The organism is Pseudonocardia xinjiangensis, from assembly GCF_012911925.1.
In the GTDB taxonomy this organism is placed as follows: domain Bacteria; phylum Actinomycetota; class Actinomycetes; order Mycobacteriales; family Pseudonocardiaceae; genus Pseudonocardia; species Pseudonocardia xinjiangensis.
In genome coordinates, this window is sequence record NZ_JAAXKY010000077.1 from 23,115 (window position 1) to 35,073 (window position 11,959).

The following is an 11,959-nucleotide window of genomic DNA, read 5'->3' on the forward strand; positions in this document are numbered from 1 at the left end:
GGGTCAGGACGCGGCGGGAACCTCCAGCACGAACACGGACGACTCACCGGAGCCCGGGCGGAGGAACAGCCGCCCGGCCAGGAACTGGACGAAGGACGGCACCGCGTACCGGGCCGCGTCGAGGAGCTTCGGGAGCTTGCCGTACGGCACGTTCCAGAGCCCGTCGCTGCCCTCGCGCAGCACCGTGAAGCCCGCTGCGGTGAGGACGGCGCGCCACTCGTCGTGCGGTTTGAGGTTGATGTGGGTGGGGTCCTGGTAGCCGGTCCAGCCCTCGCCCGCCAGACCACGCGCGCGGCCGGCCGGGTCCGGCATCACCACCAGTGCGCGTCCGCCCGGCACCAGCACCCGCCGCCAGCAGGCCAGCACCGCCGCGGCCGTCTCGTCGTCGAGGTGCTCCAGCACGTGGATGGCCGTGAGCCCGCGGAAGTTCGCGTCGGGGATCGCGTCGAGGGTGAGGTACACCGGGCAGCCGGGGGCGGTGCGCCGGGCGACGGTCGCCGAGTACGGCGAGATCTCGAACCCGGACGCCCGATCGTGCGCCGACAGCCTGCGCAGCAGGTGGCCCGTGCCGCACCCGAAGTCGAGGTAGGGGCCGCGGCCGAGGTAGCGGCGGACCATCCGGACGTACCAGCGCAGCGCGGGCCGGTCGCCCGCCTGGCCGTTGTTGACGTAGTAGTCGGCGTCGTAATGGTCGGGCGAGCCGGCGACAGGCTCGAACTCCGTGCTCACTGCGTGCTCCTGACCTGGTGGGCCGCCTTGTCGATCAGAACTTCGTACCCGTCGAGCACCGCCGACACCGAGAACGCCTGGTGGGCGCGGGTGGCTCCGGCCGCACGGTCGGGCGGGTCGGCCTGGAACGAGCGCAGCGCGCGGGTGATCGCCGCCGGGTCGGCCGGCTGGACGACGGTGCCGAAACCGGTCTGCGCGACGGGCTGCCGCACTCCGGGGATGTCGCTGGACAGCACCGGGACGCCGGCCAGCATCGCCACGGCCTGCACGATGCCGAAGGCCTCGAACGCGTTGACCGACGGCAGCGTGAACACGTCGAGGGAGGCGTAGAAGTCGCCGATCCGCTCCTCGGGCACGAAACCCATCAGCCGGATCCGGCTGTCGTCGCCGATCGCCTCGCGCACGCGGTCGACGACGCTGCCGCCCGCGACGTGGGTGAAGTCGCCGCCGATCAGCAGCCGCGCGTCGGGGTCGGGCAGCGCACGGAACCCGCGCACCAGGTACTCGAGGCCCTTCTCGCGCACGATCCGGCCGAGGAAGCCGACGTGCATGCCGTCGGTCTCGCGATAGCTCGGCTCACCCGCCGGGGGCGGCGAACACGGGGGTGGGACGACCACCATCGACGGCGCGATCGACGGCCACATGCGGCTGTGCCGGGCGTAGTCCTCGCTGGTGACGGTGACGACGGCGGACTGCTTCATGGCCAGCCGGTTCGACGCGTCGACGACCAGCCGCTGCACCGTGTTGACCAGCCCTGGTGGGAGCGTCACGTCGCAGTGGTAGGTGGACACGAGCGGGGTGCGCATCCCGGCGGCGATCGCACCCGCCTCCAGCATCGGGAGCTGCACCGAGCCCACCGCGGCCTTCGCCATCGTGGCCCGGGCCAGGCGCACCAGCTGCGGGCTGATCACTCCGCGGCCGAGGCGGGCCAGCACCGGCGCCCGGAGCACCCGGACACCGTTGATCTCCTCCTCGAGCGGCAGCGACGAGTCGTAGCGGCTGGTGACGACCGTGACGCGCCGACCGCGGGCCGCGAGGCCCTCCGCGATGTCCCGGGCCATGTTGGTCAGGCCCGAGACGTACGGGGCGTAGTAGGTCAGCGCGATGACGAGGTCGTCACGGCGCCTGCCGTTGGGGCGTTCCTCAGGAGACACTCTGCAGCTCCCGTTCACGTCGTTCGCTGAGCACCAGCCCGGTGCCCACGAGCCATCCGGCGGCGGAGCCGAGGAGGAAGGCCAGCTCGGCGCGCAGGAGCAGGTCCGGCACCACCGCCAGCACCACCCCGGCGACGAGCAGTCCCGAGAGCCAGCTCCAGGCCACCAGCCGGTGCCGCACCGATGCGACGAGCACCTGGGTGACCAGGACCAGCCCGATGTAGGCCGCGACCCCCACGGCGAGCAGGGCGACGTGCGACCCGGGCAGTACGTAGGCGGGTCCGAAGATCAGCCCGACGAGCCACGGCCCGATCAGGAACCCGAGCCCGAGCGCGGCCGCGGCCAGCGCGAGCAGCCCGAGCGAGAGCCACCGGACCACGCGGACGAGCGCGGTCCGGTCACCCGCGTGCAGGATCGAGGTGAAGATCGGCAGCAACGCCGTCTGCAGCGGCACCACCAGGAACAGCGGGATCCGGGCGAGCGTGAACACCGCGAGGAACTGGCCGGCGCGGGTGACGTCCATCTGGTTCTGTGCGAGCACCGGCACGAGCACCGGCGGGCCGTTGAGCAGCAGCTGCGCGCACAGCGACCCCATCAGGAGCGGTGCGACGGCGGTCCAGACGGCCCGGGGGGCGAGACGACCCGCTGCCGGGTCGGGTTCGGTGGCGGCGCGGGTGCGCCTGCGCAGCAGGGAGAGCAGCTGCGGGGCGTGCGCCAGCCCGATGGCCACGACCAGCGTCCATGCGAACTCCGGGCTGCCGGGGGTGGTCATCAGCGTGGCGACGAGCGCGGCCAGGCCGACCCGCAGCGCGGAGTCGAGCAGCATGATCGCGGCGTGCCGGCCCATCCGGTCCATCCCGATGAGCGCGCCGCGCACGACGAACTGACCGGCCGACACCAGGCACAGCACACCCACCGCCACGACGGTGACCGACTGGCCGCCGAACGCCTTCGACAACAGCGGCCAGCCGAGCGCGACCACCGCGAGGAGGGCCACCGCCATCGTGGCCGCCGTGAGCAGAACCGCCCGGAGCACCCCGAGCGGCCGCCTCGGGGTCTGCAGCAGCCGGGCCGTCTCCTGCTCGATGGACAGGAACATCCCGAACCCGGCCACCTGGGCGAGCGACCAGAAGGCGCCGAAGTAGGCGTACTCGGCGGCGGTGAGGCTGCGCGCGACGATGGCCAGGTAGGCGTTGATGAGCAGTCCGGACGCCACGATCCCGACGACGACGAGCCCGACCGACCGCATGCGGTTGCCGGGTGTGCTGGCCAGGACCGGGACCTTCCGCTCGAATTCGTCAGGGGTGCCGATTATGCAGCTTCCGGTCGCTTGCCGTGGGTTGTGCGTCTGCTGGTCCGTCACGGTCGCGCCGTCACCCGGGGCAGGGTGAGTTCTGTGCGCCTGTGTCTGCGCATGCTCGCGCCTCCTTCGCCCGAAGAGGTGGTCACGGCGCTCACCGTCCGGGTGACGACCGCGGCGTCTGTGACGCACCGCATCCGGCTGGAGATCGACCACCGCGGAACTGTAGTGGCGACAATCATCCATCCGAGCACGACCCGGTCAGGTCACGCGGGCGCCGCAAGGGGCGTGGCCGGGGAGTTCTGGCGTCGTTCCTGGTGAAACCGGCGGCAGGTTCGTGCGCATCTCGTTGCCGGAACGTGGCTCTCCCGCAATCAGCCCCGTTCGTGCTCATGGCGGCAGCCCTGACAGCATGCGGCTGTGACTGACGTGTCCGACGCCGTGCGGGAGGACGCCGCGGCGCCGGCCGCAGAGGTGGGCGACGACCACGACACCGGCGGCCCGTCCGACGTCCCGCCCCCCGTCGCGCGCCGAGGGCGGCGCACCGCACTGCTCGCGGGGCTCACCGCGCTCGTGGCCGTCGTGTGCGCCGCGATGCTGCCCTTCGCCCCCGTCTCCGTCTCGGAGCCGACGGTGAGCTGGCCCGTCGACCCGGCACGTCCGGAGTCGACGCTGCTCTCGCTCACGGCCTACCGGCCGCTGACGCTCGACGTGCGCTTCAGCTGCGACGTCGCCCGCACGGCACAGGCGAGCGGTGGCGTCGTGGTGTCCACCGCCGCACCGGAGTCACCGGTGGCCGGGACGACCGGAATGATCGTGACCGCCCGCGAGGGCCGCCTGCGGGTCGGCGCGCTGGACCGGCTGTTGGTGGACGAACCGCTGCCCGCCGGACCGTGCGAGTACCGGATCACCGGGGACAGCCGGGGGGTCCCGACCTTCGTCCGGCCCGCGCCCGACCCGGCCGACCCGGACTCGCCGGACCTGTCGTCGTTCGCCCAGCCGGACAACGCCGAGCTGACCATCAGCCGGGACGGCACCCAGCTCGCCCACACGACTGCGGTACAGCTGCCGGACGTGGACGTGCTCGCCACCGACGCCACCGTGCTGCCGTCCGGCGGGCTGACCGTCCGGATGCGGGTCGACGACGAGTTCACCAGCAGTCCCACACCGCTGAAGAGCGTGCTGATCTGGACGCTCGTGGTGGCCGTGATCGCCACTCTCGTGCTGCTGCTGCGCCTCGATCGGATGACGGCGCGGGTGCCGTACAGGTGGCGGCCGGGGTGGCCGCGGATCGTGGACGTCCTGGTGCCCGCGGTGATCGTCTTCTGGATGTTCGTGGCCCCGGCCACGGACGACGACGGCTACTACGCCGCGATGGCCCGCAACTCGGTGCTCTCCGGCGACGTCGGCAACTACTTCCAGCTCTACGACCAGAACTTCACCCCGTTCACCTGGTTCTACCAGTCGCTGGGCTGGTGGCAGCAGCTCGTGGGCAACGCGCCGGTGCTGCAGCGGATCCCGGCCACGGTGTTCGGGATCGTCACCTGGCTGGTGCTGCGGCGGTTCGTGGTCGCGGCGATGGAGGACTGGGCTCCGCACCGCCGCGGCGTGCGGATGGCCGCCCACGCCGTGCTCGCGGTGACCTTCCTGTCGTGGTGGGTGCCGCAGGACATGGGGGTGCGCCCGGAGACGGTCGTGGCCGTGTGCGGCGCGGCCACGATGCTCGCCGTGCTGGCGGCGGGCAGGCGACGGCGCCTGGGGTTCGCCTGGCTCGCGTTCGCGCTGGCCGGGCTCGGTTTCACGGCACACCCCACGGGCTTCACGCTGTTCGCCCCGCTGCTCGCGGGGCTCCCGCTGCTCTGGCCGGTCGTGCGGGTGGCGGGCGACCGCATCGGCACCGCGCTGCGTGCGCTGGCCGTGGCGTCGGGCGGGATGGTCGCCCCGCTGCTGGCGTTCAGCGACGGCGGGCTGCGCGACTTCCTGCGTGGCCAGACGATCTTCCTGTCGCTGCAGGGCCAGGAGAGCTGGACCACCGAGATGCAGCGCTACACCTTCCTGTTCTCCCAGATCCCGATGGGCAACTACGCCAAGCGGGCCGCGGTGCTGGTGTGCCTGGTCGCCCTCGTGTGGTTCGCGGTGCTCGCCGCGGCGGCCAGGGCCCGCAGGGTGACCGTTCCCGTGCCGTTGTGGCTGGCCGCCTCCACCACCGCGCTCGCGTTCGCGGCGCTCTGGCTCACCCCGTCGAAGTGGACCCACCACTTCGGAGCCCTCGCCGGGGTGGGCTCGGCGTTCCTGGCGCTGCTGCTGGTGATGGCGGTGCCGCTCGTCCGGCAGACGCTGCAGGGGTCGACCCTGCGGGTCGGGCTGCTCGTCGCGGCCGCCGGCTCCTTCGTCGTCGCGATCGCGCTCGGCTGGCACGGCCCGAACGAGTGGGCCTACGCGTGGCTCGAGGGCGTGCGCCGCCCCGGGCTCCCCCCCGCGGTGAAGAACATCGCTCTGGACCGGCCCCTGCTGTGGGTGCTCGTCGTGGTCGTACTCGGGCTGATCGCCGGCCTGGCAGCCCGCCGGTTCGGGCGCGGTGACGTGCGGCTCGGGGCGCTGCGCGCGGTGCCCGCCGTGGTGCTGATCTCGCTGCTGGGCACCACCGTCTACACCGTCGGCACGTTCGGCGCCGCCGCGGTGGCGGGCACCCCCCGCGAGTCCATCTGGGCCCAGGGCCTGGCCGACCCGTCGGGGTCGCAGTGCGGCGCCGCAGGCGTGGTGCACGTGCTCGACCCCTCCACCGCGGCGACGCTGCCGCTCGCGACGGGCCTCCCGGTACCCGCGCCGTCCCGCAACTTCGAGGCGGGCGGTGGCTACTACGCGGGCGACCCGCCGCAGGGACCGGCCGGGGCGGAGGTCTGGGGCAGCCTCATCTTCCGCAACGGTCACGGCGCCGAGCGCAACACCGGCGACATGGCCACCGGCTGGTACTCGCTCCCGTCCGCGCTGACGGGTGGGGAGGCCACCACCGTGCTGGCCGCGGGAACGCTCACGGAAACAGACGGCAACAGCCTCACCGCCGTGTACGGCCGCAGGTCGGGCACCGAGGTCACCCCGGCAGGCGACCAGCCGCTCACGGACGACGCCACCGAGTCGGCATGGCGCACCTTCGTCCTGCAGCCCCCGGCGGGCGCCGACGTGGTGCGGCTCGAGGCCGTGGACGCCACGGGCATGGTCAACGGCTTCGTGGCCTTCACCGCGCCCGCCGTCCAACGCCCCGTCGTGCTGTCGGACTACCTGCCGGCCACCGCCCCCGTGGCGCTGGCGTGGCCGCTCGCGTTCGCCTACCCCTGCCAGCGGCAACCGGCGATCGTCGAGGGGATCACCGAGGCCCCCGAGTACGCCGTGCTGTGGGGAGACGGGGACCTGTCCGGCTTCACCGACGGCACCTGGGTGCCGTCCCGGGGCGGTGCGTTCGCCCAGCTGCCCCGTACCCAGGGCGTGCAGCAGCTCGCCGTCGTCGGCGGGGTGGACCCGAACATCCAGGTGTACTCCTTCAGCACCCCGCTGGCCCGCGCCGCCTACACCGTCTCGGAGACGACGCGGACGGTCCCCGGCGCCAGCATCGCCACCGGAACGGGTCCCGCCACGAACGGCTGACGCATCCCTCACCCCCACCACTCGGGGTGATCGCCTCGACATAGGGTGACGCCGTGCTCTCGCCCGCACGGTCGGTGCCTCCACCCGAGCCGGACAGCCCTCGGGAACCGCACCACGGCGGTCGGGACAGACGTGACGGGACGCCGCCGCTGCGCGCCGCACACGGCCCCCGCCGCGCTGTCTTCGCGCTCGGGCTGATCTCAGCACTCGCAGCGGTGGCGTTCCCGTTCGCACCGGTCCACCAGCCGGATGTCCGCTACAGCTGGACGGCCTCCGAAGGGCCGGCCGCGATCCCGCTGATGCCCTACCAGCCCGTCGACCTGACCGTGACCACGAGCTGTGCCGTGGCCCGCGGTGAGGGCGCGCCCCGCGGTGCCGCGGCCCCGAGCGCGGACCGCGTGCTGGTCTCCACCGTGCCGCTGCGGCCCGACCCCGCTGCCGAACCGCTGCACGGCCTGCGCCTGACGGCCACGGGCGACGATCTGCGCGTCGCGAGCGCCGGGGTGGACCTGGGCACGGTGCGGCTCCCGCCGGGAGCGTGCACCCTCGAGGTGGTCTCCGACCCCCAGCGCACCGACGTCCTCCTGAACGGCGCGCCGGCGCTCACCCACGAGGGCGACGTGCGGCCCGACGTCGCGGGGGCGTTCAGCGACGTGCCCTCCGGCGTCGCCATGGGGCTCACCGCCGACACCCGTTTCCAGACCACCATCTCCGCACTCAAGACCGCGATCGGCCTGGTGTGCGCGCTCGCCCTTCTCGGGATGCTCGTCGCGCTGCGCCGCGCCGACCGTGCCGTCACCCACCGCGTGCGGCTGCTCCCGCGCCGCTGGTGGGTCCCGCGTCCCGTCGACGCCGCGGTCGTGGCTCTGCTCGGCGTGTGGTGGGTCGTCGGCGCGATCACCGTGGACGACGGCTACATCACCGGCATCGTCCGCAGCATCGGCAGCAACGGGTTCATCGGCAACGTCTACCGCTGGCTGAACGCGCCGGAAGCACCGTTCAGCTGGTTCTACGACGTCTACTACGCCTGGTCGCTCGTGTCGCCGTCCACGCTGTGGATGCGGCTGCCGTCCACCCTGCTCGGGCTGCTGTGCTGGTGGCTGCTCTCCCGGCTCGTGCTGCCCCGCCTGGGGCGGTTCTCCACCCGCCGCTCGGTGCCGTGGCTCGCCGCGCTGGGCCTGGCCACGTGGTGGGTGCCGCTGAACCTCGGGCTGCGGCCCGAGCCGTGGGTGGCTGTCGGCGGCCTCGCGGTGTTCCTGGCCGTCGAGCGCGCCGTGGCCGTCCGCACGGTGCTGCCGCTCGCCGTCGGGCTCGTGATCGCCGGAGTCACCACCGCACTGACCCCGGCCGGGATCATGGCGTTCACGCCGTTCCTCGCCGCCGCGCTGCCCGTGCTGCGGCTGCTGCGCGCCCGCCGTGACCTGCACGTGCTGCCGTTGGTCGTCGCGCTCGTGGCCGCCCCGGCCTCTGCGGTGCTGCTGATGGTGACCGACCAGAGCCTCGCCGGGGTGCTCGAGGCCACCAGGGTGCGCACGGTGATCGGCGGCGGGATGGAGTGGTACGAGGAGTACGCGCGCTACTCCACCCTGCTCGAGCCCGCGTCGTTCCAGGGTTCGCTCGGACGGCGTGCCGCGGTGCTCGTCACGCTGCTCGCGGCCGTCGGCGTGTTGTGGACGCTGCGGACGGCGCGGACCGGCATCGCCGCCGGACCGGCCCGGCGGCTGGTGCTCGGCTTCCTGATCTCGCTGGCCACCTTCACCGCCAGCCCCACCAAGTGGACCCAGCACTTCGGCGACGTCGCAGGCTACGGAGCCGCGGTGCTGGTGCTGGGCATCGTGGCGTGGTCGGCGGGACCCCGCGTGTCCACCCTGCGCGAGCGACCGCGTCAGCTGGTGGCCGGGCTCGGCGCGGTGACGGTCGTCGGCGCGCTGGTCCTGGCCGGCTACAACATCTGGCCGTACGCGAGCAACTGGTTCGTACCGAGCTTCAGCACCAAGCCCCCGGCGGTGGGCAGCGTTCCGCTGGCCACCATCGTGCTGGTCGGCGGCGGTCTCCTCGTGCTCGGGCTGCTCGCCCGGACAGCCTGGCTGCGCGCGGGGGGCGCCACCGACGTCGCCGTACCGAGGCGGGTGCCCGGCCCCGCGCCGCTGGTGGCCGTCCTCCTGGTGGCCGTGCTGGCGCTGCAGGTGCTGGGCTTCGCGCGCACCGCCGTCGAGCATCGCGACAGCTACACCCTCGCCTCCGACGGCATCGCCACGCTGCAGGGCCGCCCGTGCGGCCTGGAGCAGCAGCTGTCCGTCGAGACCGATCCGGCCGCCGGGCTGCTGCCGGTCGCGTCCGGGCCGCCGACGCCCCGCACCCTGCCCGTCGACATCGGGGGCACCACCCTGCCCGGTGTCGTCGTCGCGGGACGGATGACCACCGCCTGGTTCCGGCTCGACCCCGAGCAGCGCTCCGGTGCGCTCCCCGTGGTCGTCACGACCTCGGGCGCAGCCCAGCCGGGCGACGCGCTGTACCTGGAGTTCGGGTCGGGGCAACGGGTGCTCGAACGCCGGCCCGTCACCGCGGACACCGTCGAACCGACCGACGACCGCCAGATGGCTCCGCGCGACGCCGACACCGTGCGGCTCGCCGTCGTCGCGCCGAACGCGGGCCCCCGGCCCCCCGCCGTCGTGTCGCTCCCCCGGGTGCCACGGCTCACCCCGATGCTCGGAATCCTCCCGCCCGGCTCCACCGCGATCCTCGACTGGCCGGTCGCCTTCCTCTTCCCCTGCATCACCCCGGAACCGCTGCCGCTGGGCACCGCGGCGCTGGCGAAGTGGCGTGTCGGACCGCCCGCGAGCGACCCGTCCGGGTTAATTACCTACGCCCCGGGCTTCGGCGGACCCTTCGCCGCACCCCGCCAGCTGGTCACCGAGCAGCGGATGGCCACCTACCTCCACGGCGACCCGACACGCGATGCCGCGCAGCTCTATCGCTGGTCACCGCTGGTCCCGCTCGTGCAGCCGGCTCCCGTCGTCACGGATGAGACCGTCTCCGGGTGGCACCGGGACGGCCACGCGCGCGTCCCCGGGCTCGATCCCGTCGGCTGACCCCGCCGGGGTTCAGCCCGTTGCTTGCCCCACAATGAGGCATCCAGGTACACACCCGACCGAGGACGGCTGTCTACATGCTTCGCATACCGGAAAGCACGAGCCCGGCGACGGAGACACCCGCCGCCACGGACCGAGCCGTCCCGGATCCGTCCGAGGACAACGGCCGACCCGCTCTCACCGCGCAGCGCGGTCTGTTCTTCGGGCCGTCGGCCCTGGTGCCGGAGGATCTCTACTCCATCGTCGAGAAGGGCGCGGCGCGCCGCGAGCGCACCAGCGTCACGCTGGACCCCAGCACCCGCGTCAGCACCAACACCTACTTCGGCCGGTTCCACGCCACCTACTGGCAGCGCTGGACCGACGTCTCGTCCATCGAGGTCCGGGCGGTCGTCACCGGAACGGGCAGGCTGCGTCTGATGGCGTCGGACACCAACAAGGTGTGGCGCATCGTCGAGGCCCACGACGTCCGTGACGCCGACGGCAGCACGATCCGGCTCACCGGGCCCGTCGACCGGTTCGTCGACGGCGGCGGCATGTGGCTGGAGTTCACCACCGAGACCGGTCACCTCACCGTCTCCGACGTCACGTGGACCGTCCCCGTCACCCGGCGCGTGCCGCGCACCGACGTGGTGATCTGCACGTACAACCGGGCCGAGGACTGCCTCAACACGCTGCAGGCGATGGCCTCCGATCCCGACGCCCTGACCAGCGTCGGCACCGTGCAGGTCGTCGACCAGGGCAGCGACCCGATCGAGTCGCGGCCCCGCTTCGCAGAGATCGCCGAGGCACTCGGCGAGCGGCTGCGCTACGTCCGGCAGCCCAACCTCGGCGGGGCGGGCGGCTTCACCCGCGGGCTGTTCGACGCCACGGCGGGCGAGCCGGCCGACCACGCCGACGTCCTGCTCATGGACGACGACGTGCTGCTCGACCCCGAGATCCTCATCCGGCTCACCGCGTTCGCCGCGAGCACCCGCCACCCCACGATCGTCGGTGGGCAGATGCTCAACCTGCTCCACCCCGCCCACCTGCACATCTCCGCGGAGTACGCCGAGCCGGAGCTCCTGCAGGTCGGCATGCCGGTGCCCGGTGCGCTCAAAGAGGCCTACCTGCTCGGCACCGACGAGCGGCAGCTGCCGATCAACCAGGAGCGCCGCGTCGACACCGAGTACAACGGCTGGTGGTCCTGCCTGATCCCGGCCGCGATCGTGCGGGCCATCGGCTACCCGCTGCCGCTGTTCTTCCAGTGGGACGACATCGAGTACGGGTACCGGGCCCGCTCCCACGGCTTCCCCACCGTCGCACTGCCCGGAGCCGGCGTGTGGCACGCCGACTTCGGGTGGAAGGACTGGGACGAGTGGCACCGGTACTTCAACATGCGCAACGGGCTGATCACCGCGGCACTGCACACCGACTTCTCGGTGCGGCGGCTCACCCGGCGGCTCGGGCAGCTGCTGTCGCAGTACGTGATCAGCATGCAGTACGGGCTGTCGGCCACCCTGCTGCAGGCCATGGAGGACTTCCTGGACGGCCCCGAGATCCTGCGTGACGGGTCGGCGGCCGCCGCCGCGGAGATCCGGCGCATCCGGTCGCGGTACGCCGAGACCGCCATGCACCCCGTCTCCGAGGTGCATGACGACTTCCGCGACCTGCAGGTCGTGCGGGCGGCCAACCCGCCCGGCCACGAGCGGCTCACGTGGCTCAAGCGCGCCGCGTACCTGCTCACCGACCGGTCGGTGCACCGATCGGGCTTCGTCCCGGCAGGCGACGCGCACTGGTGGCACGTCTCCACCTTCGAACGCGCCGTGGTCACCGACATGTCCGAGCAGGGCATCCGCGTCCGCACCCGCGACAAGGACGTGGCGCTGCAGCTCACGAAGCGCGCCGCCGGGACGTTCCGCCGGTTCGTGTCGGAGGGACCCGCGGTGGCGCAGCGCTACCGCGCCGAGATGGGCAACCTCACCAGCAGGGACAACTGGGCGCGGCTCTACGGCCTGGACGACTGAAGCCGCTCCGACGACGAAGGGGGCCCGGACGGCCGATGC

At 73.1% G+C, this 11,959-nt stretch carries 6 protein-coding genes; 3 read left to right on the top strand and 3 right to left on the bottom strand.

The genetic code is table 11. The features are described 5' to 3' along the window. Positions 1-3: 3 nt before the first annotated feature. Genes HF577_RS21995 through HF577_RS22005 form a run of 3 tightly spaced genes read right to left on the bottom strand, consistent with a single transcriptional unit; the run spans position 4 to position 3,132 of the window. Entirely contained in the window at positions 4-729 is a 726-nt protein-coding gene (locus tag HF577_RS21995) for a class I SAM-dependent methyltransferase (RefSeq protein WP_169397818.1), read from the bottom strand. After that, complete coding sequence (locus tag HF577_RS22000) at positions 726-1,883, bottom strand: glycosyltransferase family 4 protein (RefSeq protein WP_312859290.1); 1,158 nt, start codon at positions 1,881-1,883, stop codon at positions 726-728. Before HF577_RS22000 ends, HF577_RS21995 begins: the two co-directional genes overlap by 4 nt. Next, positions 1,873-3,132: a lipopolysaccharide biosynthesis protein gene (locus tag HF577_RS22005; protein ID WP_169397819.1), complete on the bottom strand. Its 1,260-nt coding sequence runs from the start codon at positions 3,130-3,132 to the stop codon at positions 1,873-1,875. Before HF577_RS22005 ends, HF577_RS22000 begins: the two co-directional genes overlap by 11 nt. Before the next feature lie 471 nt (positions 3,133-3,603). Here HF577_RS22005 and HF577_RS22010 point away from each other — a divergent pair, with 471 nt between their 5' ends. The 3 genes from HF577_RS22010 to HF577_RS22020 all read left to right on the top strand — a co-directional run bounded on the left by HF577_RS22010 (position 3,604) and on the right by HF577_RS22020 (position 11,920). Further along, complete coding sequence (locus tag HF577_RS22010; protein ID WP_169397820.1) at positions 3,604-6,825, top strand: arabinosyltransferase domain-containing protein; 3,222 nt, start codon at positions 3,604-3,606, stop codon at positions 6,823-6,825. A gap of 53 nt (positions 6,826-6,878) precedes the next feature. Continuing rightward, positions 6,879-9,917 carry an arabinosyltransferase domain-containing protein gene (locus tag HF577_RS22015; RefSeq protein WP_312859291.1) on the top strand — a complete coding sequence of 1,013 codons (3,039 nt, stop codon included), beginning with the start codon at positions 6,879-6,881 and terminating at the stop codon, positions 9,915-9,917. 86 nt (positions 9,918-10,003) lie between these two features. Then, a complete protein-coding gene (locus HF577_RS22020; RefSeq protein ID WP_407692226.1) occupies positions 10,004-11,920 on the top strand; it encodes a glycosyltransferase in 1,917 nt (638 codons plus the stop codon). Positions 11,921-11,959 lie beyond the last annotated feature (39 nt).

Bases quoted from the DNA above. Each gene is read 5' to 3' on its own strand.
- HF577_RS22005 (WP_169397819.1), bottom strand. From the start codon at position 3,132: ATGCGGTCGGTCGGGCTCGTCGTCGTCGGGATCGTGGCGTCCGGACTG.